Origin of the sequence: Pseudomonas lyxosi, from assembly GCF_047758685.1 — a bacterium.
Taxonomy (GTDB): Bacteria; Pseudomonadota; Gammaproteobacteria; order Pseudomonadales; family Pseudomonadaceae; genus Aquipseudomonas; species Aquipseudomonas lyxosi.
Window position 1 is genome coordinate 6,699,537 of sequence record NZ_CP180481.1, and the last position, 22,854, is coordinate 6,722,390.

At 57.7% G+C, this 22,854-nt stretch carries 23 protein-coding genes and 1 tRNA gene; 9 read left to right on the forward strand and 15 right to left on the reverse strand.

Going from position 1 to position 22,854, the window contains the following annotated elements; all coding sequences use genetic code 11:
- Positions 1–65 precede the first annotated feature (65 nt).
- Both ACMXYI_RS30755 and ACMXYI_RS30760 read left to right on the forward strand, forming a co-directional pair.
- Positions 66–139: transfer RNA gene (locus tag ACMXYI_RS30755), tRNA-Gly, on the forward strand.
- Between the two features lie 295 nt (positions 140–434).
- Positions 435–995, forward strand: coding sequence for a magnesium transporter (locus ACMXYI_RS30760; RefSeq protein ID WP_415770888.1), 561 nt, complete (start codon positions 435–437; stop codon positions 993–995).
- A 32-nt stretch (positions 996–1,027) separates the two neighbouring features.
- On the opposite strand, the gene ACMXYI_RS30765 is transcribed toward ACMXYI_RS30760, so the two are convergent.
- Genes ACMXYI_RS30765 through ACMXYI_RS30785 form a run of 5 tightly spaced genes read right to left on the reverse strand, consistent with a single transcriptional unit; the run spans position 1,028 to position 6,060 of the window.
- Positions 1,028–1,345 carry a cytochrome C oxidase subunit IV family protein gene (locus tag ACMXYI_RS30765; protein ID WP_008074510.1) on the reverse strand — a complete coding sequence of 106 codons (318 nt, stop codon included), beginning with the start codon at positions 1,343–1,345 and terminating at the stop codon, positions 1,028–1,030.
- 13 nt (positions 1,346–1,358) lie between these two features.
- Entirely contained in the window at positions 1,359–2,072 is a 714-nt protein-coding gene (locus ACMXYI_RS30770; RefSeq protein WP_415770890.1) for a heme-copper oxidase subunit III family protein, read from the reverse strand.
- Between the two features lie 6 nt (positions 2,073–2,078).
- Positions 2,079–2,771: a cytochrome c oxidase subunit 3 gene (locus ACMXYI_RS30775; RefSeq protein ID WP_415770892.1), complete on the reverse strand. Its 693-nt coding sequence runs from the start codon at positions 2,769–2,771 to the stop codon at positions 2,079–2,081.
- Positions 2,768–4,543: a cytochrome c oxidase subunit I gene (gene ctaD / locus ACMXYI_RS30780; protein WP_415774002.1), complete on the reverse strand. Its 1,776-nt coding sequence runs from the start codon at positions 4,541–4,543 to the stop codon at positions 2,768–2,770. The genes ACMXYI_RS30775 and ctaD overlap by 4 nt, the downstream gene beginning before the upstream one ends.
- 50 nt (positions 4,544–4,593) lie before the next feature.
- Entirely contained in the window at positions 4,594–6,060 is a 1,467-nt protein-coding gene (locus ACMXYI_RS30785) for a c-type cytochrome (RefSeq protein ID WP_415770894.1), read from the reverse strand.
- A 440-nt stretch (positions 6,061–6,500) separates the two neighbouring features.
- Here ACMXYI_RS30785 and ACMXYI_RS30790 point away from each other — a divergent pair, with 440 nt between their 5' ends.
- On the forward strand, positions 6,501–6,842 hold the full coding sequence (locus ACMXYI_RS30790) for a hypothetical protein (protein ID WP_415770896.1): 342 nt from the start codon (positions 6,501–6,503) through the stop codon (positions 6,840–6,842).
- A 79-nt stretch (positions 6,843–6,921) separates the two neighbouring features.
- On the opposite strand, the gene tam is transcribed toward ACMXYI_RS30790, so the two are convergent.
- Positions 6,922–7,692, reverse strand: coding sequence for a trans-aconitate 2-methyltransferase (gene tam, locus ACMXYI_RS30795; protein ID WP_415770898.1), 771 nt, complete (start codon positions 7,690–7,692; stop codon positions 6,922–6,924).
- 442 nt (positions 7,693–8,134) lie between these two features.
- Here tam and ACMXYI_RS30800 point away from each other — a divergent pair, with 442 nt between their 5' ends.
- From ACMXYI_RS30800 to ACMXYI_RS30810, 3 genes are all read left to right on the forward strand, one after another.
- A complete protein-coding gene (locus ACMXYI_RS30800; RefSeq protein ID WP_033061388.1) occupies positions 8,135–8,638 on the forward strand; it encodes an inclusion body family protein in 504 nt (167 codons plus the stop codon).
- A 124-nt stretch (positions 8,639–8,762) separates the two neighbouring features.
- Positions 8,763–9,302, forward strand: a complete 540-nt coding sequence (locus ACMXYI_RS30805) for an AidA/PixA family protein (RefSeq protein ID WP_415770900.1) — start codon at positions 8,763–8,765, stop codon at positions 9,300–9,302.
- 123 nt (positions 9,303–9,425) lie between these two features.
- Positions 9,426–9,836, forward strand: a complete 411-nt coding sequence (locus ACMXYI_RS30810) for a low affinity iron permease family protein (RefSeq protein ID WP_415770902.1) — start codon at positions 9,426–9,428, stop codon at positions 9,834–9,836.
- Positions 9,837–9,881: 45 nt separating this feature from the next.
- Here the strand turns inward: ACMXYI_RS30810 and ACMXYI_RS30815 are convergent, their stop codons facing one another.
- The 8 genes from ACMXYI_RS30815 to ACMXYI_RS30850 form a co-directional block, all read right to left on the reverse strand.
- A complete protein-coding gene (locus ACMXYI_RS30815; protein ID WP_415770903.1) occupies positions 9,882–10,385 on the reverse strand; it encodes a DUF4142 domain-containing protein in 504 nt (167 codons plus the stop codon).
- A 73-nt stretch (positions 10,386–10,458) separates the two neighbouring features.
- Positions 10,459–10,617, reverse strand: coding sequence for a KGG domain-containing protein (locus ACMXYI_RS30820; RefSeq protein WP_010462447.1), 159 nt, complete (start codon positions 10,615–10,617; stop codon positions 10,459–10,461).
- A gap of 117 nt (positions 10,618–10,734) precedes the next feature.
- Positions 10,735–12,084, reverse strand: coding sequence for a sensor domain-containing protein (locus ACMXYI_RS30825; RefSeq protein WP_415770905.1), 1,350 nt, complete (start codon positions 12,082–12,084; stop codon positions 10,735–10,737).
- Positions 12,085–12,170: 86 nt separating this feature from the next.
- A complete protein-coding gene (locus ACMXYI_RS30830) occupies positions 12,171–12,809 on the reverse strand; it encodes a LysE family translocator (protein ID WP_033061380.1) in 639 nt (212 codons plus the stop codon).
- A 382-nt stretch (positions 12,810–13,191) separates the two neighbouring features.
- Positions 13,192–14,523 carry an MFS transporter gene (locus tag ACMXYI_RS30835; RefSeq protein WP_415770907.1) on the reverse strand — a complete coding sequence of 444 codons (1,332 nt, stop codon included), beginning with the start codon at positions 14,521–14,523 and terminating at the stop codon, positions 13,192–13,194.
- 60 nt (positions 14,524–14,583) lie between these two features.
- Positions 14,584–15,522 carry a hydroxymethylglutaryl-CoA lyase gene (locus ACMXYI_RS30840; protein WP_415770909.1) on the reverse strand — a complete coding sequence of 313 codons (939 nt, stop codon included), beginning with the start codon at positions 15,520–15,522 and terminating at the stop codon, positions 14,584–14,586.
- Positions 15,519–16,712 carry a CaiB/BaiF CoA transferase family protein gene (locus ACMXYI_RS30845; RefSeq protein ID WP_415770911.1) on the reverse strand — a complete coding sequence of 398 codons (1,194 nt, stop codon included), beginning with the start codon at positions 16,710–16,712 and terminating at the stop codon, positions 15,519–15,521. Before ACMXYI_RS30845 ends, ACMXYI_RS30840 begins: the two co-directional genes overlap by 4 nt.
- A 106-nt stretch (positions 16,713–16,818) precedes the next feature.
- Positions 16,819–17,727, reverse strand: a complete 909-nt coding sequence (locus ACMXYI_RS30850) for a LysR family transcriptional regulator (protein WP_415770912.1) — start codon at positions 17,725–17,727, stop codon at positions 16,819–16,821.
- Positions 17,728–17,966: 239 nt separating this feature from the next.
- Between ACMXYI_RS30850 and ACMXYI_RS30855 the strand changes: the two genes are divergently transcribed.
- Positions 17,967–19,202, forward strand: coding sequence for an aminotransferase class I/II-fold pyridoxal phosphate-dependent enzyme (locus ACMXYI_RS30855; RefSeq protein ID WP_415770914.1), 1,236 nt, complete (start codon positions 17,967–17,969; stop codon positions 19,200–19,202).
- A 21-nt stretch (positions 19,203–19,223) separates the two neighbouring features.
- Entirely contained in the window at positions 19,224–20,390 is a 1,167-nt protein-coding gene (locus tag ACMXYI_RS30860; protein ID WP_415770916.1) for a multidrug effflux MFS transporter, read from the forward strand.
- On the opposite strand, the gene yiaY is transcribed toward ACMXYI_RS30860, so the two are convergent.
- Positions 20,387–21,535: an L-threonine dehydrogenase gene (yiaY, locus tag ACMXYI_RS30865; RefSeq protein ID WP_415770918.1), complete on the reverse strand. Its 1,149-nt coding sequence runs from the start codon at positions 21,533–21,535 to the stop codon at positions 20,387–20,389. The two genes, ACMXYI_RS30860 and yiaY, sit on opposite strands and share 4 nt — an antisense overlap.
- A gap of 156 nt (positions 21,536–21,691) precedes the next feature.
- Here yiaY and ACMXYI_RS30870 point away from each other — a divergent pair, with 156 nt between their 5' ends.
- The gene (locus tag ACMXYI_RS30870; RefSeq protein ID WP_415770920.1) at positions 21,692–22,711 is read left to right on the forward strand and encodes a DUF4917 family protein; all 1,020 of its coding nucleotides are present in this window, start codon (positions 21,692–21,694) and stop codon (positions 22,709–22,711) included.
- Positions 22,712–22,854: the final 143 nt, after the last annotated feature.

The following is a 22,854-nucleotide window of genomic DNA, read 5'->3' on the forward strand; positions in this document are numbered from 1 at the left end:
GCCGTCCCACGCAAAGAAAAACTTCATTTCCACGCCCACATCTGGTACAAAGTCAGCCGCTCTGAGCGGGTGTCGTATAATGGCATTACTCCAGCTTCCCAAGCTGATAACGAGGGTTCGATTCCCTTCACCCGCTCCAATCGAATTTGGTCTCACGTCAGGAGGGTTTTGACGGGAGACGCAGGAACACAAAAAAACCGGTCCGTTGTGACCGGTTTTTTTGTGCCCGGGATTTGGGGTGCCAGGGAACCTGCCGGGAGCATCAGACCGCATGCATCCCGTCCCCATGCCTGAATGATATGCAGTGCTATACTTTTTTATGGCTTGAACGAAGGGTGTAACGTTGCCCACGGGTACTGATACCGACTGTAAATCTCGACAGGCAGCTGCAAGACAAAGGAGGTCTACGGCAAGCACGAGATGGGAGGTGTGGCATGAATCGACACTATTACATCAGCAACAATCTCGACGATCTTGAAGCCGTTGAAAATGAGCTGGAAGCCAGCGGCATCAATTCCGAACAAATTCATGTGCTCAGTGAGCACGTTGCCGAGGTTGAACAACATCACCTTCACGAGATTAACTCGTTAATGGAACAGGATGTTGTCCACTCTGGCGAAATTGGTGCAGTGGTCGGTGTGCCACTCGCGGCGCTGGTTCTTGGCGGCGCCTATTGGCTGGGCTGGACCGAATCCGCCGCAGGCTGGATGCCTTTTATCTTTCTTGCCATTGTTGTATTTGGCTTCTGCATCTGGGAAGGCGGTTTTTTTGGTATCCAGGTGCCAAATACTCACTTCCGCAGTTTTAAACAGGTGGTAGCAGAGGGAAAACATATTTTCTTCGTAGATGTCGATCCGAATCAGGAGTCGGTATTGGACGGGGTTATCGAACATCATCCAATGCTGGAGATCGCCGGTACGGGAACGGCAGCCCCCCACTGGACAGTCGCCTGGCAGCACAAATGGCATCAGTTCAAGCGAGTGATATCGGGTTAGCCCCCGGAGACTGAAGGCCATCCGGAAGCTGCTTATTGGCCGAAGGAAATGACCCGACTGAGGAAAACATAGTCCGCTTCGGTGGCCATCAGTCCGACGAGTACCAGCAAACACAGAGGTGGTACCAATATGGCGTAGACCATGGCCAACCGCTCCCAGGCCATATGCATGAAGATGGAGACAATTAAACCTGCCTTCAACAACATGAAAGTGATAATCAGGGACCACCGAAGGTAACCATGGAAGTGGAAATAGTCGACAAGGTACGACAGCGTGCTGAGGACGAATAACAGCCCCCAGATTTTAAGGTACAAGCTGATTGGATGTTGCTGACCCTGAGCATGTGCCATCACCAGCGCTCCTCTACCATAAATAGAAGAAAGCAAAAATAAACACCCACACCAAATCCACAAAGTGCCAGTAAAGCCCGGCTATCTCGACGTTCTGATAGTTTCCGGAGCGCTCATAATCTCCCCGAAATACTTTCATTGCCACAATGCTGAGGTAGATGGCACCGATTGATACATGCAGTCCGTGGAACCCGGTAATCATGAAAAAACTGGCACCAAACTGCGCCGCCCCCATAGGGTTCCCCCAGGGACGCACCCCTTCTGCGATGAGCTTGCTCCATTCGAATGCCTGCATCCCGACGAAGGTCACCCCCAAGGCAGCGGTCGCCAGCATCAGGGCAGTGGTTTTCGCGCGATCGCGGCGATAGGCGAAATTGACGGCCATGGCCATGGTGCCGCTGCTACTGATCAGCACAAAGGTCATGATGGCGATGAGAATAAGCGGGATCGCCTGACCGCCGATCGTCAATGCAAACACTTCACTGGGGTTCGGCCAGGCGGTGGTGATGGTCATGCGTACCGACATGTAGCCGGTTAAAAAACAGGTGAATATAAAAGTATCGCTGAGCAGGAATATCCACATCATCGCCTTGCCCCAGGGGACCTGCTTGAAAGCCTCCTTATCCGAGGACCAGTCGCTGGCGATGCCCTCCCATCCCGGTACAAGCGGTGCGCCGGGTGGATTGGATGAACTGGACTCGCCTGGGGTTGCTGGGTGCGATGCCATGGCTTTTCACCTCAGGCCGCAGAATCTGGCAATGGCTTCATAGGTTTGGGGCGTGCTGGTCAGCAGAGCGAATAGCACGAACCAAAGACCCAGTAAGTAATGCCAATAGATGGCACACAGCTCTACGCTGGCGCTGAGTTGCGGCAACGGCACGCGCTGCAGGAATTTAGCAACGATTATGCCCCAGGCTATCAGCCCGCCCAGCAGGTGGAGCGCATGCAGGCCGGTCAACAGGTAGAAGAAGCTGTTGGCCGGATTGCTGGCGAGAAAGTAACCCCAGGCGACAAACTGCTGCCAGACCCAGAGCTGTCCCGCCAGAAAAGCAATGGCGAATACGCCCGCCAATGCAAAACCAATCACAGTTGCACCCAGTCGCGCCTTTCGGGCGGCCATACGCGACCACTGCAGTGCGATGCAACTGAGTACCAGAAAAGCCGAATTCAGCCATAACTGCGAGAGATTGGCTAACGGCGCCAAGGGCTCTGTCAGGGGTAGCCAGTCGGTCATTTGTGAACGGGCGATAAAGGCGAGCAAGAAGAGAGAGAACAACGAACTCACCACAACCAGAAACAAGCGCAGGCCTGTTTTGGCGATTTGGTTTCGATCGGGCCCCACGCCGGCCCCGATATCCTCCGGATCGCGATTCCAGCTGCCGCCGGGGTCAGCGCCGTCGGCGTTTCTCAATAGCAGCCTGCTCATGGTTTAACGTCCGCTATCGTGGTTCCGGCACTGAGTTGCCGCATGTGCTCCAGCTCCTCGGCGGAGACTGTTTGCGGAACGAAATCCTGTTCTATCCCCGGCACACTGTAGTCATAGGCCCAGCGATGCACGATCGGCAGCTTCGCTCCCCAGTTACCGTGTATCGGCGGGGTGTTCGGTGTTTGCCATTCCAGACTGGCCGCGCCCCAGGGATTACTGCCTGCGGGTTTGCCTTTAAACGTGCTCCAGGCCAGGTTAAACAGGAACAGCAACTGGGAAACGCCGACGGCCAATGCGATCACCGTAATGAAGGCATTCAGCTCTTGCGCCGACTGCGGAATGAACGCGTAGTTTTCATAGGCGTAGTAACGGCGTGGCATGCCCTGGAATCCCAGGTAGTGCATGGGGAAGAAGATGGCGTAGGTACCCAGAAAGGTAATCCAGAAATGCAGCTTGCCCAGGGTGTCGTTCAACATGCGCCCGGTGACTTTCGGGAACCAATGATAGATGCCGCCGAACACCACCAGTACCGGCGCAACCCCCATGACCATATGAAAATGAGCCACAACGAAATAGGTGTCCGAGAGCGGAATATCCACGATCACATTGCCCAGAAACAACCCGGTCAGACCGCCGACCAGGAAAGTGACGATAAAGGCCAGGGCAAACAGCATCGGCACGGTCAGATGAATGTCGCCGCGCCACAGGGTCAGCACCCAGTTGTAGACTTTCAGTGCGGTCGGCACCGCGATGATCAAGGTGGTGACGGCGAAGAAAAAGCCAAAGTACGGGTTCATTCCGCTGACATACATATGATGCGCCCAGACCACAAAGCTGAGTACGCCAATCGCAATAATGGCCCACACCATCATTCGGTAACCGAAGATATTTTTACGCGCATGCGTGCTGATCAAGTCGGAGACCAGACCAAACGCAGGGAGAGCAACGATGTAGACCTCCGGGTGACCGAAGAACCAGAACAGGTGCTGGAACAAGATGGGGCTGCCCCCCTGGTGATCGACCGCCTGCCCCAGCGAGATCATCGCCGGCATAAAGAAGCTGGTGCCCAACAGCTTGTCAAACAGCATCATGACCGCACTGACAAACAGCGCCGGGAATGCCAACAAGGCCATGATCGAGGCCATGAAGATTCCCCATACGGAGAGCGGCATGCGAAACAATGTCATGCCGTGCGTGCGCGCCTGCAACACCGTGGTGACGTAGTTCAACCCACCCATGGTGGCTGCGACAATAAAAATCGCCAGAGAGACGAGCATCAGGACAATGCCCCACTCGACCCCCGGTGTCCCCTGAGAAATGGACTGTGGCGGATAGAGCGTCCAGCCCGAACCGGTGGGGCCGCCCGGTACAAAGAAACTGGAGAGCAACACCACTACCGCCAGCAGGTAGAACCAGTAACTCAGCATGTTGACATAGGGGAAGACCATGTCGCGGGCGCCCACCATCAGCGGGATCAGATAGTTACCGAAGCCACCCAGAAACAAGGCCGTCAGCAAATAAATGACCATGATCATGCCGTGCATGGTCATCGCCTGATAGTAAGCACTGGCGTCCATGAACTCCAAAGTGCCGGGGAAGCCAATCTGTATGCGCATCAAGCCGGACAACACCACGGCGATAACGCCCACGAACAGAGCCGTCAATGAATATTGAATGGCTATGACCTTGTGGTCCTGACTCCAGATATATTTGGTCAGGAAACTTTTGGGTTCGTGCAGTGCTTCTGTTTCGGCTTGCTCCGCATAGGCCATCACGTCATCCTCCTGTTCGAAGTTTCGGTGCATTCCTGGCTGCTTTACGGCTACTTCCCTGGCTCCGCCTTGCTCGCATCAGCGTCGGCATTCGCTTTGGATTTGATAAAAGCGATCAGTGCGTTCAACTCCTGATCACTCGGGGTAAAGGCCGGCATGACGGCTGCGTAGCCTTTGACGATTTTGGCGCTGGGATTAAGAATCGAATCCTTTATATAGCCCTCATCGGCCTTGATACTCGTACCGTCGGCAAGGGTTACGGTCTCGCCATACAGGCGCTGCCAACTGGGGCCGATACCCTTGCTGCCATCGACACTGTGGCAGGCCAGACAGCCGAGCGACTGAGCCAACCCCTGCCCCTGTGTCGCCAAATCGTCACCTGGGCTCGACGCTTCGCCAGGTTCAACGTTTTGCTGCCCGGCACCGAGCGATTTGATCAGGGCGACGACAGCACCCAGTTCATCTTCAGTGAGAGTATAGGCCACCATGACTGGCGGGTAGCCCTGTACCAGTCGGGCCTTCGGATCGAGGATCGACTCTTTCACGTAGGCCTCATCGACCAGCGCACTGGTGCCATCGGCAAACTGTTCAGTGCGGCCGTACAGCCCCTTCCATCCCGGGCCGAGACTGGCACTGCCATCCTGGCTATGGCAGGCACCGCAGCCGTATTTTTCGGCCAACAAGCGACCTTTTTCCAGCACGCTGTCCTGACTGGGTTTGGCAGCTGTCGTTAATGTCTGCGCAAAAGTCGGTTGGCTGTTCAGCCATTGATCGAAGGCGCCCTGCTCTTCCACGATCATATGGCCGCGCATGTTGTAATGACCTACGCCACAATACTCGGCACACAGGACTTCGTACTTCCCGATTACAGTCGGCGTAAACCAAAAGTACGACACCATCCCTGGCACCATGTCCATCTTGCTGCGAATCTGAGGTATATAGAAGTTGTGCAGTACATCTTTGGAACGCAATAAGACCTTTACCGGTTGATCGAGCGGAAGGTGAACTTCATTACTTTTTATAAGCACATCGTCCTGGCCAACAGGATCCTTGGGATCAAGGCCGAGAGGATTGACCGAATCAACAAACTTGATGTCCGACTTTCCAAGCTTTCCGTCTTGGCCCGGAAAACGAAAAGCCCATTGCCACTGCTGGGAGACCACTTCAAGTTCATAAGCATTTTTTGGCACCCGGATAAAATCATCATAAACAACCAGGCCGGGCGCCAACATCGCGGCAATACCTATCGAGGTCACGATAATTAACCATGTTTCCAACTTTTTATTTTCTGGCTGGTAAGCCGCCCTGCCACCTTCCTTGTGACGGAAACGTATCAAGGCCACCGCCATGAATAGGGTGACGGCGATGAAAAATATTCCGCTAATGATCAGGGTGATGAACAGGGTGGTGTCTATTGACCCCCAGTTGGACGCTGGCGGTGCCGCATGCCAAGGCGCTAATAGATGGAACAGCACGGATGCAATAACGATTAGTACAAGAATAATTGCCATTGCCATTTTGCTTCCATCCTATTCCTGTTACTCATCGGTATGCCTAAGCATCGCCACAGAACAACATCGTCAGATCAATACTAATCTGACGCCAAAACAGGCTAGACAAATACCACTTATCTTCGTAGCAAAGTCCGCAGGAAGTATAGTTCATGGCAGGAACAAACGCTTTTCCTGAAAACGTTACGGCCTCGATATTCCAACTTCAGCATCAACTTGATCACTTAAAATCCATTCGCTATATATAACTGTAACTATTCAGCAACACATTTCGCCTGAACGACACATCGAGCAAGCGAGGCCCGGTTGCCAGCTATAATTAGGTCTGATTACGGAAGGCAAAGATCGGCTAAAAGTACCCGCAAAGATCCTCGCCTATGCATAGCGGTCAGACAAGTGACGGCCAAGAGCGATAGCGTCCAGCCGTCCATAACGGAGATTTCGTCATGAGTGCCTTGACGATCGAAGGCTGGTGCAAAGTCAACGGACAACAAAAGTCGACCCCGATGGGTGAAATCCATTTTTACGTCGATGGTCCACTTCATAAGGGTCTGGAGGACGCTGAAGAACGCCTGCAGAAGACCCATGAGCGTGAAGCCATGGTCGATGTCGACATGGACACACTGGAGTTGAAATTGCCAGAGGGATACGCCCCTTTGTCCGACTGCCAGATGCGCGTCTATATACACAACGAGCGCGGTCAGTTCCATTTGGTCGGGCATCGAGCGAGTGATGGAAGCTTGATCTATAGCAACGCGGTTTTGATTGATCAGTTGATTGACGCCTAACTACGACGGAATTCTCGGCCATTGGTACGCGAAAGGGACAGACGAAAAGAGCGGAATCTGTCCCTTTTTCGTTAACGCATCAGCGCGTCGCAACGATAAACAACCGCGGGAACGGCAGCAGCACGGAACCATCGGCCAACGGCGGATAGGCCCGTTCGATTGCCGCTTGGTACTGCTTGAGATACTGCACCCGCTCCGCCTCATCCAGCGGATCGAGAAACGGCCGCAAACCGCTGCCCTTGAACCACTCGACGACACCAGACGCGCCGCCAGCCAGTGGATGATGGTAAGTCGTGCGCCACACATCGACACGGGAACAGTGGGCTCGCAGCATCGAGTAATAACCACTGGCATCTGCCATCTCCGTCCGCTGCCCGGCGGCGCCCGCCAGTTTGCCAACCCATGGACCATCGGCTGCAACTTCGCGCATCAAGCGATGCGAAGGTTCGTTGAGATTGTCCGGCATCTGGACCGCCAGGCTGCCACCGGGTGCGAGTTTGCTCACCAGCGAAGGCAGCAGCTGTGCGTGATCAGGAACCCACTGCAACACCGCGTTAGCGAAAATCACATCGAACGGGCCGTTTTCGTTCCAGGTATCAATATCAGCCGTATCGAATTGCACCTGCGGCAAGCGCTTGCGGGCGGCGTCGATCATATCGGTCGAACTGTCCAAGCCACGTACCGTGGCATTGGCGAAGCGCTCAACCAGCAACTCGGTCGAATTGCCTGGGCCGCAACCGATGTCGATTGCCGAGTGCGCGTCCACAGCAGGGATCGCGGCCAGCAGGTCACGGGCGGGACGTGTGCGTTCATCTTCAAAGGCGACGTATTGTTTGGCGGACCAACTCATTGCGTTCTCCTGTCGGTGCGTTGTTGTAGCAAGAGGCGGAAAACCGGTTCGCTACGATACCTCGACCAGTGCGCTCTGCCCTAGCCGACCTATGGCGAAAGAGGTCAGTTAACCCCCTCGCTGCCAATACCCACGGGGCCAGACGTACAAAGAGGATTTGGATGAGCATTTTTATCGCAAAATCTTCTGAAGTCATAACCAAAGCGACCGTTCGTCGAACTAGAAGCAAAGCAATTTTGACAGCCTAAAATTCACATCTATAGTCCTATCGCGGCCCGTCGGAAGGAACCCGAACCCGTTAGTTTGCACGCAAGGAGCAAGGCCAGCTCATGCCCGTGACAGGTGGGTTCCGCCCGTAGTGTGTTCGCAACGGCCGTAAGGCAAGCAAGCGTTGTTGTGCCTGGAAGATGTCAGGCATTCACTATGAACAAGGAGCTTTACTATGTCTCGAGTCACGGATGTACTTGTTTCAATCGACACTGAAACCATTCTGAAAAACTACCCGAACATCAGCAAAAACCCTGCCTCGCCGACGTTAATCGACGTCAATCATGTGTACATGGTGACCAATCAGAACAACGTGGTCAGCGGCCAGGCCGGTGGCGAACTCAACTTGAAGGCACAGGTAGGCGACTTGATTCGCTGGCGTGAAACCAGTCTGTCGCAGAGCTTCGAGACTGCAGTGATTTTCTACAAGTTTGTTGGCAACGTCGGCAACGAGTTGATTTCCACACCCACGCCCCGCAAGGCTACAGCGTGCGTTGCCGTTCCCAACACCAGCAACCCGTCGGTGCCGAGCTGCCAGAAAGTTGATAACCATTACTGGTCTTCGGAAACACTTTCGTGCGGTAGCGTGACCTACCACTTCCATTTCCTGATCGTTGATCGCGACTGCAAGATTGTAGGTTGCTGCTCGTGGGATCCGTTCATTACCATCCGAAACTGACGATGACCAGGCCCCTTGGCAACGAGGGGCCTACCGAGTTCGTTGCCGCACCGGCCGGGACGGGATGTCTTGCTTGAACCGATGCGGCTACCGTCTTGAATCAACATCATGAAAGGAATCCATGATGACTTCCGAACCGATTGCCTCCCCCTCGACGAGTATCGCGCCAGCCAATAATGTGCTGCTGATCGTCGATGCCGAATCGCTGCTTTTACGTTATCCGCAACCCAGTCTTGAGCCGCAAAACCCGACCAGGATTGAGGAAGGTTTCATCTTTGCCATCAGCGGCACAAAACCAACACAAAGTACAATTAATGACAGCTTAATGACGCTTACCGCCAATAACGGAAAGAACTTCCAAATCCGTGGCAGGACCGTCAGCTTGCTCGCCGAACACAGCGTGGTGTTCTACGAGATGTCTGTCGGTGATGCCGGGGTACTTTCACCGCCTGAACTGGTGGTCCACACAGACCTGACAGTCCCCGCACCCGATCCCGAAAACCCGACCCAACCGGGCAGCCACACGGCCAATGATCATTACTGGCATTGCACGCAATTGGCGGCTGGGGTGGCAGCGTGCGAACTGAAATTCATGCTGATCAATAAAAGCTGCGAGGCATTGGGGTACTTCAGTTGGTCGGTGGACGTGAAGTTGGCGGAGTGAACAGACATCCACAAAAAACCGGCCTCAAGGGCCGGTTTTTTATTGAATATGAAAATGTAATTAGAATTTCCAACACGCCGTCGCTGTCTGAAAATCAGGCGCATCCCTATAAGGAGCACGGCTATGAAATTCGCAAAAGTCGCTCAAAAACTTGCCCTGTGGGCCGGCAGCCCCAAGACGTTCATGGGGGCGATCATTCTGATTTTTCTGTGGGGTCTGAGTGGGCCGATTTTTAACTTCAACGATACCTGGCAGCTGGTCATCAATACGTCGACCACCATCATCACCTTCCTGATGGTGTTCCTGATCCAGAACACCCAGAACCGCGACACGGACATTTTGCACTTGAAAGTCGATGAGTTGTTGCGGGTGACGAAGGAGGCGCAGAACGCGATGCTGGGGCTTGAGGCGCTGGACCTCAAGCAACTGGAAGCGCTGAGAAAGCAGTATCGGAAACTTGGCGAGGGCGAAACGATTTCCCTGGACGGCACCGTCGTCCAGGAAAAAGGTAAGCAGGATTTAAATGAATGCTGATCGGGACATCGCGGGTGGCCCGAGGTCACCCGCGTACTTCCTGGGTTAGCGACTGGCCTGCAGCGCCTTGGCCATTTGCAGGTGGTTCTGCAGTTTGGGCAACGTTTCTTCGGCGAAGGCTTTGATTTCAGGCACGTCGGTGGTCTGCGCTGCCTGTTGAAGCTGTTCGATGGCGTCCTGGGTGGTTTTCACCTGACTGGCCGCGTAGGCCTGGTCGAAGCTCGCGCCGTCCTGCACTTGCGGCATCAAGGCTTTGGCTTTATCGACTACCTCTTCGCGCGGGGCCACCGACAAATCCAGTTGCTTGGCGATTTTCGCCAGGTGCTGGTTGGCGGTGGTGCGGTCGTTGATGACGACGATGGTGTAGTCCTTGACCTCTTTGGATTCGGTTTTCTGGTGCGCCAGGCGGCTGGCTTCGATATCGGCCATGCCTTTGGCCGACGCATCGTTAATGAATTCGGCGGGGGACTGGGCAAAGGCACTGCTGGCGCACAGGCCCAGCAACATGGCGAAACTGGCATTGCGTAATCGGGTGGCCATCCGGCTCATGGTCGCGCCCTCCTCGTAAAAAATTCAAACGGGAGCTTACGCTCCCGCCTCTCAATCAAAACTACCTTCACCGCTACTTCGATTTCTGACCACCTTTGCGGCCCATATCGGGTTTCGCAGGGTCTTTATCGACGGTCGTGGTGGTAGTTTTCCCACCTTTGCGACCGGCTTCAGACGCCTTCGTTCGATCGTTGGCGAAGTTTCCCGAGTTCGAGTTTCTTGAATTAGGCATGATTCTCTACCTCTTGGTGATGATCGCGGCGAGCAGGAGCCCGCATAGGATCAGAATTTCGATCACCGCAAAGGTTTAGAAAAATTGAAATCGCCGCGACGAACGGTGGCAGATTTTTCAGGCCCCGAAGCGCTGGTGATGTTGGCGCTTGGCGGCGTACATGGCCTCATCGGCATGCCGGAACAACTGCTTTTCTTCTGTGCCGTGGTCGGGGTATCGCGCAATGCCGATGCTCGTCTGGATGATCAGGCTGTGGCCGTCCAGGCGCAGGGGTTGAGCCAAAACCTGTCGGATTTTTCCCGCCACGCTGTCGGCGTCTTCCGAGGCGTGGATGCTGTGCAACAACACTACAAACTCATCACCGCCGATGCGCGCCACCGTGTCGGTTTCTCGCACGCAGCCTTTGAGACGATTGGCGACCGCTTGCAGCAGCATGTCGCCGACCGCATGACCGTAGGTGTCGTTGACTTGCTTGAAGCGGTCGAGGTCGACATACAGCAATGCCATATGCCCGGAATCCGCCCGAGCCAGCGTCAGTGAGTCTTTAAGCCGTTCACGGAGCAACTCTCGGTTGGGCAGTTGGGTCAGTTGGTCGTACTGGGCCATGCGCTGCAGTCTGGCATGCAATTGCTTGCGCTCAATCGCGGTGGCGACCTGGGCGCAAACGTATTGCAGCAGCTCCTTGTCCTGTTCGGTGTAGCGCTCACCACCGGGCACGCTTTTAACGATCAGCGCACCGATGGTGCCGTTTTGTGAACTCAACGGCACACCCAGCCAGCAGGGTGAATGCTGGCCCGCGACCAACGCCTCAAACCCCGCCAGTGGATTGTCCTGACCCGGGGTCAGCAGAATCGGCTGACCGCTGCGAATCACCTCGGCGCAGAGACGTCCGGTGATCGTTCCGGGCTGCTCGGGTTGCAGCTCCAGGTCATCCACGTGATAAGGAAAATTCAGCTGTGCACAGTGTTCGTCATACAGCGCCACGGAGAAATTCAGCGCCGGCAGCCATTCTCCGATGATCAAATGGATGCGTTTGAACAGCGCCAGTAAATCTTCCGCCGCGTGGGCCGCTTCGGAAATCGCATACAACGCCGCTTGTCGGGATTCGGCCTGCTTGCGCTCAGTGATGTCGCGCGCCACGGCGATGCGCAGCTGGTCGACCTCCGACCAGCGCGCCGACCAGAGGATGTGCGCCACTCGGCCATCCTTGCGCAGGTAGCGGTTTTCAAAATTGAGCTTGGGGTCGCCGCCCATGATCTCCCGCGCGGCATCGAGGGTGCGCTGACGATCGGCGGGATGCACCAGGTCGATCATCGGCTGGCCGATCAGCTCTTCGGGGGTATAACCGAAAATACGCTCGCAGGCCGCGCTGACAAATACGAAGCGACCTTGTTTGTCGACCGCACAGACGGCGTCCAGCAAGAGATCGATGAAGCTCGCCAACGGCGCGGAATTTCTGGTTGCCATAGTGCGATGAGCGTGTCCGGACAATGCAGCAATAAAGAACCCTCCCTGACCCCATCAGTGCAACTGACGCCTCCTTGCGATCAGTCTCAAGCCTTGTTCGTCACCAGCCCCGGCAATGCATGCGCCAGGGCGTTGATGGCGAAACCGATAAACATCACCCCACACAACCGGGTGATCAACAGCTCATGGCGCTGGTACAAGCTGCGCACCTGCCGCGCACCGACAATGCCAATGAGGATAGCGTAGGCCATGAGGCCGCCAACGAAGCTCAGAACAATCAACCACGGCAGCATCGACCAGTGCAGCAATTCAGCACGGCTGGACAGCAGCGCGGTAAAAGTCGCTACCGCCACCGGGTAAGCCTTCGGATTGGTCAGGCCAAACAGAATGCCATGCCAGAACGGCTGCCGTGCCGGCCCCTGTGGCGCTTCGACACTGCTGCGACGGGCACGAACCGCGCGCAGACCGAGCCAGAACAGATACAACCCGCTGAGCACGCCCAGCACATCGAACGCGGTGCTGCCGATTTCCCGCGCACCGACAATCGCGATCAGCGCGGTGCTGCACCAGACCACATCCCCCAGCAAATGCCCGCAGAGAAACCCCGCCCCGGCCCGCCGACCACGCGCAGCACCGATGCCGAACACCGCCAACACACCCGGCCCCGGCGTGATGCCGTAGATAAAGCCCGAGGCGAGAACAGCCATTAGCAGCGATGGGGTCATTGGAAGTCCTGTTGAGCCGGGGTGAATGCACGCAAGTCTATCTCAGGTCTCCGGGACCCGACTTACTGATCGTCGACGAACTTCAGGGGGTGGCGCGGCAGATGAGTTTATCGCGCGAGTTGGGGCGGGGTTGTTGATCGCCGGTGTGGTGTTAATTCAGTTCGGTGCTTCGCCGGCCAAAGCGGTGATCGCGACATCCTGATCGTTCCCATGCTCTGCGTGGGAATGTAGCCCGTGACGCTCCGCGTCACTGGACGCGGAGCGTCCCTTGAGGCGTTCCCACGCAGAGCGTGGGAACGATCATCATCTTGTGATCGCAGCCTTCGCCAGTGCCTGCAGCGATGCGAGGTCGATGCAGGAACCGGCGTAGCCTGCGAAACTTTTAAAACTTGTCGAGCGTGCGCAGCTTCTGCGGCAACCCCCACAACAGCAGCGCGACGGCGATCAGCGCAGCGACGCCGATGACATACAGTGCCGGCGTGGTGCTGCCCGTCAGGTCTTTGATCCGCCCCACCATCACCGGGCTGACGATGCCGCCGAACTGGCCGAGGGTGTTGATGACCGCGATTCCGCCCGCAGCCCCTGCGCCAGCACCCGCCAGCAGTTTGGGCGGCAGGGTCCAGAAGCTCGGGATGGACGCGATGATCCCGGCACCGAGCAAGCCCAGCGCGACAATCAGGAAGGTCGTGTGGTTAGCGAAGATCCCCGCACAGAAGAACCCCACCGCGCCCACCGCCACCAGACCTGCGACAAACTTGCGCCGTTCACCGGTCGAGTCGGACAACCGCCCGATCACCACCATGCTGATGGCGCCGCAGATGTAAGGGATGGCGGTCAGCAAACCAATCATCACCGGGCTTTCGGTGCCGGCGCTGCGAATCAGTTGCGGGGCCCAGAAGTTCAAGCCGTAGGACGCCACCTGAATCAGGAAGTAGATCAGCCCGAGGGTCAGGAAGCCCGGAATCCGTAGCGCGGCGAGCAACGAGCCGCCACTCTTGTGCGGTTCATGGTGCGCGATACGGCTGGCCAGCAGCGTTTTCTCTGACGACGTCAGCCAATGGGCGTCTTCGATGCGGTCCTTGAGCAACGTCAGCACCAGCAAGCCGAGGCCAATGCAAGGCACGCCGCCCAGCAGAAACAGCCAGTGCCAGCCGCGCATATCCATAAAACCGTCGAGGTGTTGCAACACCAGCCCGGAGAACGGTGCGCCGACCAGGCCGGCAAACGCCGACGACAGAAACAACATCGACGTGATGCGTCCGCGATAGTGCTGCGGGAACCACAGCGTCAGGTAATACAGGACTCCCGGCGCAAAACCGGCCTCCATCGCACCAATCACAAAGCGCAGCGCGTAGAACTGCCATTCGCTATTGACGAAGACCATGGCCGCAGTGGCGAGGCCCCAAGACATCATGATCCGGGCGATCCAGCGCCGGGCGCCGACCTTGTACAGCATCATGTTGCTCGGCACTTCGAAGATCACGTAACCGACCACGAACAACCCGGCGCCGAGGCCGTAAGCGGTGTCGCTCAGGCTCAGGTCGGTCTGCAGCTGGAACTTGGCGAAGCTGATGTTGATGCGGTCGAAAAACGCGAACAGGTAGCACACCATGATCAACGGCATCAGGCGCCAGGCAACTTTGCTGACCAGGGCTTTTTCTTCGTCGTGGCTAACGGACGGGCTCGCGCCCGCCTCCAGTACATTAAGGCTCATGATGGTTCTCCAGGCGGACTGCCCGTGGGTGTCCGATTGTTTTTGTTGTCTGGTGTGGGATTACAAGGTTGTGGTTTGCGGGGACGGATGCAGATCGCAATTGCGTCCGGCCTTGGCCAGCTGACCGGGCACTTCGTGGCCCAGCAGCGCGGGTAAACCTCGTGACAATTGCAGCAACAGCGGCAGATCGATGCCGGTATGAATGCCGATTTCATCGCACAGGTTGACCAAATCTTCGGTGCAGATATTGCCCGAGGCACCCGGTGCGAACGGGCATCCGCCGAGCCCGCCAAGGGCCGCGTCGAAGCGTCGGGCACCGGCCTCGTAGGCGGCCAGCACATTGCATAAACCGAGGCCGCGAGTGTTATGGAAATGCAGGGTCAAATCAGCGGGCGAAACTCGCTGCAAGACCCGCCGCACCAGACGATCAACCTGCCGCGGATTGGCCATGCCGGTGGTGTCGGCCAGGGTGATGCCCTGAATCCCGAGCTCTTGATAAGCCTCGACGATTTGCAGCACGCGATCCTCATCGATCTTGCCTTCAAACGGACAGCCGAAGGTGGTGGCGATGCTGGCGTTGAGTCGCACCGTCGTCCCATGAACGTATTGCACGATCTCGCCGAACGCAGCCAATGAGGCTTCGCAACGCATGCGCATGTTGGCCAGGTTGTGGGTCTGGCTGGCGGACATCACCAGATTCAGCTCGTCAGCCCTCGTCGCCAGCGCCCGTTGCGCGCCTTTGAGATTGGGGATCAACGCGACGTAGATCACCCCCGGTTGCCGGGTGATGCCCTTGAACACCAGCTCACCATCGCGCAGCGCCGGAATCGCCTTGGGGGAAACGAACGAGCCTGCTTCGATGCGGCTGAAACCGGCCAGTGACAACTGATCGATCAAGGCAATCTTGTCGACGGTTTCGACCCAGGTCGGCTCGATCTGCAAGCCGTCGCGGGGGGAGACTTCCTGAACAATCAGGGTCTCGGAAAAATCAGTGATCATTGCACCACCCCTTGAGCTTTCAGCCGTTCGATGTCCGAACCGGTAAGTCCCAGCCCCGCGAGGATGCCGTCGGTGTGCTGGCCCAACGTAGGTCCGGACCAGTTCACGCCACCGGGGGTCTCGGACATTTTCGGCACAATGCCGGGCATCTTCACCGTGGTACCGCCGGGCAGGTCGGCGTTGAGCAGCATGTCCCGCGCCTGGTAGTGCGGATCGGCGACGATGTCGGCCACCGAATAGATGCGCCCGGCCGGTACTTCGGCAGCTTCCAGTGCCGACAACACATCGTCGATCGGCAGGCTGCTGGTCCAGTGTGTGATCGCCGCATCGAGCACGTTGCTCTTGGCGGCACGCCCGTCGTTATGGGCAAACTCCGGCGCATCGGCCAGATCACGGCGACTGATGACGTCCATCAAGCGCTTGTAGATCGGGTCGCTGTTGCCGGCGATCACCACGTAGGCGCCATCGGCCGTCAGATAAGTGTTGGACGGCGCGATGCCCGGCAAGGCCCCGCCGCTGCGCTCACGAACATGGCCGAGCATGTCGTATTCCGGCACCAGGCTTTCCATGACGTTGAACACACTTTCAGCCAGGGACACATCCACGACTTGCCCACCGCCCTGCCCGGTCTTGACCCGCAGCAGCGACATCAAGGCACCGATCACCGCATGCAGCGAAGCCAGGGAATCGCCGAGGCTGACGCCCACCCGGGCCGGTGGTGAACCGGGGGTGCCGGTCGTGTAGCGGATCCCGCCCATGGCCTCGCCGATCGCACCGAAACCTGGACGATCACGGTACGGACCGGTTTGGCCATAACCGGAAATGCGCACCAGGGTCAGGTTAGGGTTGAGGGCGTGCAACACGTCCCAACCCAGACCGAGTTTTTCCAGGGCGCCGGGGCGCAGGTTTTCGATCAGCACGTCGGCGCTGGTCGCCAGTTGCTTGACCAGTTCAATGCCTTCGGGAGATTTGAGATTCAGTGCGAGGGACTTCTTGTTTCGCGATTGCAGGTACCACCACAGCGACGTGCCTTCGTGCAGCTTGCGCCATTTGCGCAGCGGGTCGCCCTGACCCATGGCTTCGATCTTGATCACTTCGGCGCCGAACTCGGCAAGCATGCGCGCGGCGAACGGCGCGGCGATCAGCGTGCCGATCTCGATCACTTTGATTGCACTTAAGGGGGCAGTCATCGCGGGGTACCTCATGTTGTTCTTGGAATATGAGCCAAGGCTAGAGGACCACGGGGCCTGGAATCCAACCTTCAGTTGGCAACGTTCGTTCGCGAAACGCGAACGCTCAATCCGCTCCGCGCAACTGCTCGAACAACATCCGGCTCACCGGCGACAGCACCGCTTCATCGCGTACCACCAGAACCAACGCGCGATCCGACCAGTCATCCGTCAACGGCACCGCGTGCAAGCCCAACGCCCGGCCAAACAGCTCATAGGCCTTTTGCGGCAGGATGCCGATGCCCATGTTGGCCTGGACCATCCGGCACATGGCGTCGAAACCCGGTACATGAATCCGCAGCCGCAGCACTTTGCCGGCCTCTCGCGCGGCTGCGTGGGTACGCATATTGATCGAACTGGCGGAATGCAGACCGACATAATCGCTGCCCAGCGTATCGGCGAAGGCCAGGCTGGAACGACTCGCCAACGGATGATCGGGAAGCATCAACACCATCAGCTTGTCCTGTCGATAAAGCACGCTGTGCAGACCTTTGACGTCGCTGTCACTTGAGCAGATCCCAAGGTCGGCCACGCCATCCAGCACACCCTGAATCACCCCGCTGCTGGGGCGTTCTTCGAGGTCGGTCTTGACCTCAGGATGACGCTCGGAAAAGTCCCGCAGGTCTTCGGGCAGAAACTGAATGATCGCCGACAGGTTGGCGAGCATCCGCACATAGCCGCGGATACCGTGGCTGTGTTCGCCCAGTTCGAGCCCCATTTTCTCGACGTTGAACAGCATCTGCCGAGCATGGTGCAACAAGGTTTCACCGGCCGGCGTCAGGGTCATGCCCTTGGCCTGGCGCACGAACAGACTGATGCCCAGCGCTTCTTCCAACTCCATCAGCCGCTTGCTGGCCGCCGACACGGCGATGGCCTCACGCGCGGCCGCACGGGTCAGCGTGCCCTCCTCATGAACGGCGACAAACAGCTGGAGAGTGATCAGGTCGAGGCGGCGGATCAGGCTTTTTTGCAGCATGGAGGGCTCGATGACTTCTGTTCGGCTGAATCGGCAGGATAGCCCGGTTTCTACGCGACTCGGCAAAGCAAATTGCCCACAACATCACGAGGCATCGCCCTACGCATAAATCTCTTGTAACACTCAGCCCTACCGGAAACAGCCGATTCAAAGCCTCCGCCGCGCTCTGTAAAGTCTGGAAACACACACGAACTGCAACACACCCATGGATCGTTTCACTCAAGGAAAGTCATCTTCACATGGACCAGACAGCACACGCGGCAAACCGCTACACCAACTACCGCAAAGTCATTGCGTTGGCCGATCACGATTGGGAGAGCGCTGAAGCCGGGAAAATTTCGGGGCTTAACGTCGAAATCAAAAGTGCCAACCGAATGCTCGATCAACACGGGCGCGCGTTTCATCATTTCTGCACGACGTCGTACCTGGGCCTGGATCACCATCCCGATATTCTCGACGGCGCCATGAATACCCTGTGGGAAACCGGCACCCTTCGCGTCGCCAACTCAAAGAACCGCTGCAAGCTGGCAATTTTGGAACAGTACGAAACCGAGCTGTCCGAGCTGTTCGGTGCCAGCTGCCTGAGCACCTTGTCGTGCAGTGCGGCGAGTGCCGGAATCCTGCCGTTGCTGGCCAGCGGCGTGTTCACGGAAAACCGCCCTCCCGTGATGGTCTTCGACCGGTTGGCGCATTACTCGATGAATCACCTCAAAGCCGCCTGTGCCGACGAAACCACGGTCGTGACCTGTCCGCATAACGACATGGATTTTCTCGAAAAGCAGTGCCAGCAGCACCGCTCCGTCGCGTATGTCGCCGACGGTGCCTACAGCATGGGCGGGGTCGCAGACCTGGACAGTCTTTTGTATCTGAAGGACCGCTATGGATTGTTTCTCTACCTGGACGATTCCCACGCACTGTCCGCCGTCGGAACATTCGGCGCAGGCCTCGTACGCCCCAGGTTGCACGCACTGGAGGATGACTGCCTGATCGTCGCCTCGTTGGCCAAGTCGTTTGGCGCCAGCGGTGGTCTGGTAATGCTGGGCAATGAACGGCAGAAGAAGCTCATTGCACGTTACGGCGGCCCCAGCAATTGGTCGCAAAGCCTGAACAGTGCAGCCATTGGCGCGGGCAGAGCGTCCATCCTGCTTCATCGCACGCCGGAATTTGCCGCGTTGCAGGAAAAACTTCAGGTTAATATCCGGCTGTTCGACAGCCTCGTACGCACCGATCAACACAACAGCAACATGGCCATTCGACTGGTCAACTGCGGCGAAGCAGCGCTGGCCAACACCATCGCCATGGAACTGGCCAATCACGGTTTCTTCACCTCGGCCGTGTTTTTTCCGGTGGTCGCACAAGGCAAGGCGGCCATCAGAATCACCCTGCGCGCCGACATGGAGCCGACGCTGATCCGCCACTTTTGTGAACTCATTACCGAGCTTTTACGCACTCAAGGCCGGGACATCGGCTGTTGAACTGAAATCAGGGAAGATTCAATGAAGAGCAGCACCACCCTCCTCGTCACCTGCTGCACGGTTTTCCTCGCCCAGTTGGGCATGAGCATTTATCTGCCGGCGCTGCCGGAGATTGCCCGGGACCTGTCCGCCGACGCCTCGCAGGTGTCCTGGGGGCTGGCGGTGTACCTGATCGGCATGGCGTTGCCAATGTTGTTCTGGGGCAGTCTTGGCCAGCGCATCGGCCGCAAACCGGTGCTGCTCGCCGCGCTGGGCATCTACGGGCTGGGCAATCTGGCCCTGCCGCTGAGCCAGACGCTTGAATCGTTCCTGGCGTTTCGACTGATTCAGGGCATTGGCGCCAGCGGCATTTCGGTCATGGCCCGGGTGCTGATCCGCGACAGTTTCCGCGGCGACCTGCTGGCCAAGGCGTTGTCCTGGATTTCGATTTCCTTTGTGGTAGCGCTGGGGATCGGCCAATACCTGGGGTCGATCATCCAGGTGGCACTGGGCTGGCCAGCGATTTTCTACCTGTTGGGGGGTGTGAGTCTGATGATGGGGCTGGTCGTGGCTCGGGTTACGTTCCCGGTGCTGGCCAAGGAGAATGTCCCGTCATCCGCCTGGCCGAGCTACTGGCGCATTTTTCGTCATCGAGCCTTTCTGTTGCCGGCCCTCACCGGTGGTCTTGGGTACGGGGTGATTGTGGCGTTCAACACCGCCGCGCCGCTGATTCTGCAAGGACCGTTCAACTGGTCGGCCGTGGAATACGGCTTGTTGGGCTGGCCGATCAGCGCGGCTTATTTTCTGGGGGCTTTGGCGGTCAATGGCTTTGTACTTCGCACCGGTCAACGCGGGTTGATGACGGCGGGCGTAGGGCTGGTGCTGGTCGGCAGCACGGTGATGTTGCTGGGGAGTCTGGCGGGCACTTCAGTGGCGCTGCTGTTCTGGTTGCCCTATTGCGTTGCGGTGTTCGGCCAGTCGTTGACTTACCCCATCAGCCTGTCCCTGGCCAATGACGGTTCGCCGGTCGGCGGTGCGTATGCGATGGCGTTGAGCGGTTTCATTCATCAACTGATGGCTGCCGTAATCGGCGGGATCGCCAGTTTGATCGCAAGCCCGCAAGCATGGCCGTTGTCGCTGTTATGTACCTTGCTGGCGTTGGGCGCGATGCTCTGCGTGATGCTCGCGCCCGGTCGCAAAACCTCCTAAAAAGCGCTGCGGAAAATCTCCTCGATCTGGCGCTGATCCGCCACGCGAGGATTGGTCAGGCCGCACGCGTCTTTCAAGGCATTGCTGGCGAGGGTCGGGATGTCGTTGAGCTTGGCGCCGAGCTCACGCAAACCGGCGGGAATTTCCACGTCTTTGGACAGGCGGCGGATCGCCACGATGGCCGCCTGGGCGCCCGCTTCCGGAGTGAAACCGTGAACATTGGCGCCCATCGCAAGGGCTACATCGGTGAGACGATCGGCGCAAACCAGCGCGTTAAAGCTTTGTACGTGGGGCAGCAGGATCGCGTTGCACACACCATGAGGCAAGTCGTAGAACCCGCCCAACTGGTGAGCCATGGCGTGGACATAACCCAAGGATGCGTTATTGAACGCCATGCCGGCGAGGAACTGCGCGTACGCCATGTTTTCCCGCGCGGCCATGTCACTGCCGTCGCGGACGACCAGGCGCAGGTTGTTGCTGATCAACGTGATCGCCTTCAGTGCGCAGGCATCGGTGATTGGATTGGCCGCCGTGGAAACGTAGGCTTCGATGGCGTGGGTCAGTGCGTCCATGCCAGTGGCAGCCGTCAGGCCCTTGGGCATGGCGACCATCAGCGCCGGGTCGTTGACCGACAGCAGCGGCGTGACGTTGCGATCGACAATGGCCATTTTCACGTGACGGGATTCGTCGGTGATGATACAGAAACGGGTCATCTCGCTGGCGGTGCCGGCGGTGGTGTTGATGGCGATCAGCGGCAGTTGCGGCTGGGTGGATTGATCGACGCCTTCGTAATCGCGAATCTGCCCGCCGTTGGTCGCGCATAACGCGATGCCTTTGGCGCAGTCATGGGGCGAACCGCCGCCCAGGGACACCACGAAGTCACAGCGGGTTTCTTTCAGCAGACCCAGACCGCTCTCGACGTTGGCGATGCTCGGGTTAGGCTTGGCGCCGTCGAAAATCACCGAATCGATGTCCTGCATCGCCAGTTTCTCGGCAATCATCTTCGCTACGCCCGCCTTGGCCAGCCCGGCGTCGGTGACAATCAGCGCCTTGCGAAAACCGTACTTGCGAATGGCGTCCATGGCTTCGTCGAGGCAACCGATGCCCATGATGTTCACGGAGGGGATGAAAAACGTGCTGCTCATGAGCGAGTCTCCTGGCTGAGGCCAAACCGGCAGCGCCGATCCAGCGGGTACCCACAGGATCGACCTATCGGTCACGCAGTAACTTGATCTGGCTCAAGTCTTGGTCGTGATAAAGTCGCCGCCCATCAGACCTTCTGCTTTGAGACTTTGAACGCAATGACCGATTTCCAGGATGTTGATGCCCAACTTGAAGACTGGAACGCCTTGCGCGCCACCGCCTCGTTCAGCGGCCTGCTGGTGGGCAACGGCGCCAGTCGCGCCGTGTGGGACGACTTCGGCTACGACTCGCTGTTCGAAAACGCCCGCACCGTCGAAGAAAAACCCCTGAGCCAGTCCGAGCTGAGCGTGTTTGACGCCATGCAAACGCGCAGCTTCGAGCAGGTGCTCAGCGCGCTGAAAACCACCAGCCGGGTCAACAAGGCCCTGGCCGTGAGCTCCGCCGCACCACGCAATCGCTACTACGCGATCAAGGAAGCGCTGATCAACACCGTGCACGCGGTGCACATCCCGTGGCGGCTGGTAGTGCCTTCGACACTGGCGACGATCAATCAGGAACTGGGCCGCTACCGGACCGTGTTCACCACCAACTACGACCTGCTCAACTACTGGGCGACTCAGCACCAGCCTGATGCGATCAGCGACCTGTTTCAGGGTGCAGAATCAAGCTTTGATCTGAGCGCCACGGCGACCGATAAAACCCGCCTGCTTTACCTGCATGGCGGATTGCATCTGGTGCGAAATCAGGACGGCACCGCGCGCAAACTGATGTCGACCGAGGGCACGTTGCTCGGCAGCTTCGCGATCAACAACACGATCAAGACCCTCGACGACGTGCCGCTGTTCGTCAATGAAGGTCCGTCGCAGGACAAGCTCAAAACCATTCGCAGCTCGGACTATCTGTCGTTCTGCTACGACCAGTTACTTGGCCATGGCGACGGGTTGTGCCTGTTTGGCCATGCCCTGGGTGAGCAGGACAGCCACATCATTCACGCTTTGCTCGAGGCGAAACCGCAGGTGGTGGCGATCTCGATTTATCCGCGCAGCAAGGCGTTTATTCAGCACCAGAAGCGGCACTACGCGAAGGTGTTTGAAGGAACCGGGAGTGAGTTGCGGTTTTTTGATTCGAAGACGCATGCGCTCGGCAGCCCGAAGCTGACGGTACCGGTCGAGGTTTAGCGGCGACGCAGCCGACGCCATCGCGGGCAAGCCCGCTCCCACAAGGATTAGCAGTGTTCACATATTTTGTGGTCACCTCACCTCCTGTGGGAGCGGGCGTGCCCCCGATTGCGATCTTAAATTAAACCTCATAGTTGAATGTT

Coding starts and splice junctions, on each gene's coding strand:
- ACMXYI_RS30760 (WP_415770888.1), top strand. CDS start 435: ATGAATCGACACTATTACATCAGCAACAATCTCGACGATCTTGAAGCC.
- ACMXYI_RS30765 (WP_008074510.1), bottom strand. CDS start 1,345: ATGGCACATGCTCAGGGTCAGCAACATCCAATCAGCTTGTACCTTAAA.
- ACMXYI_RS30770 (WP_415770890.1), bottom strand. CDS start 2,072: ATGGCATCGCACCCAGCAACCCCAGGCGAGTCCAGTTCATCCAATCCA.
- ACMXYI_RS30775 (WP_415770892.1), bottom strand. CDS start 2,771: ATGAGCAGGCTGCTATTGAGAAACGCCGACGGCGCTGACCCCGGCGGC.
- ctaD (WP_415774002.1), bottom strand. CDS start 4,543: ATGGCCTATGCGGAGCAAGCCGAAACAGAAGCACTGCACGAACCCAAA.
- ACMXYI_RS30785 (WP_415770894.1), bottom strand. CDS start 6,060: ATGGCAATGGCAATTATTCTTGTACTAATCGTTATTGCATCCGTGCTG.
- ACMXYI_RS30790 (WP_415770896.1), top strand. CDS start 6,501: ATGAGTGCCTTGACGATCGAAGGCTGGTGCAAAGTCAACGGACAACAA.
- tam (WP_415770898.1), bottom strand. CDS start 7,692: ATGAGTTGGTCCGCCAAACAATACGTCGCCTTTGAAGATGAACGCACA.
- ACMXYI_RS30800 (WP_033061388.1), top strand. CDS start 8,135: ATGTCTCGAGTCACGGATGTACTTGTTTCAATCGACACTGAAACCATT.
- ACMXYI_RS30805 (WP_415770900.1), top strand. CDS start 8,763: ATGACTTCCGAACCGATTGCCTCCCCCTCGACGAGTATCGCGCCAGCC.
- ACMXYI_RS30810 (WP_415770902.1), top strand. CDS start 9,426: ATGAAATTCGCAAAAGTCGCTCAAAAACTTGCCCTGTGGGCCGGCAGC.
- ACMXYI_RS30815 (WP_415770903.1), bottom strand. CDS start 10,385: ATGAGCCGGATGGCCACCCGATTACGCAATGCCAGTTTCGCCATGTTG.
- ACMXYI_RS30820 (WP_010462447.1), bottom strand. CDS start 10,617: ATGCCTAATTCAAGAAACTCGAACTCGGGAAACTTCGCCAACGATCGA.
- ACMXYI_RS30825 (WP_415770905.1), bottom strand. CDS start 12,084: ATGGCAACCAGAAATTCCGCGCCGTTGGCGAGCTTCATCGATCTCTTG.
- ACMXYI_RS30830 (WP_033061380.1), bottom strand. CDS start 12,809: ATGACCCCATCGCTGCTAATGGCTGTTCTCGCCTCGGGCTTTATCTAC.
- ACMXYI_RS30835 (WP_415770907.1), bottom strand. CDS start 14,523: ATGAGCCTTAATGTACTGGAGGCGGGCGCGAGCCCGTCCGTTAGCCAC.
- ACMXYI_RS30840 (WP_415770909.1), bottom strand. CDS start 15,522: ATGATCACTGATTTTTCCGAGACCCTGATTGTTCAGGAAGTCTCCCCC.
- ACMXYI_RS30845 (WP_415770911.1), bottom strand. CDS start 16,712: ATGACTGCCCCCTTAAGTGCAATCAAAGTGATCGAGATCGGCACGCTG.
- ACMXYI_RS30850 (WP_415770912.1), bottom strand. CDS start 17,727: ATGCTGCAAAAAAGCCTGATCCGCCGCCTCGACCTGATCACTCTCCAG.
- ACMXYI_RS30855 (WP_415770914.1), top strand. CDS start 17,967: ATGGACCAGACAGCACACGCGGCAAACCGCTACACCAACTACCGCAAA.
- ACMXYI_RS30860 (WP_415770916.1), top strand. CDS start 19,224: ATGAAGAGCAGCACCACCCTCCTCGTCACCTGCTGCACGGTTTTCCTC.
- yiaY (WP_415770918.1), bottom strand. CDS start 21,535: ATGAGCAGCACGTTTTTCATCCCCTCCGTGAACATCATGGGCATCGGT.
- ACMXYI_RS30870 (WP_415770920.1), top strand. CDS start 21,692: ATGACCGATTTCCAGGATGTTGATGCCCAACTTGAAGACTGGAACGCC.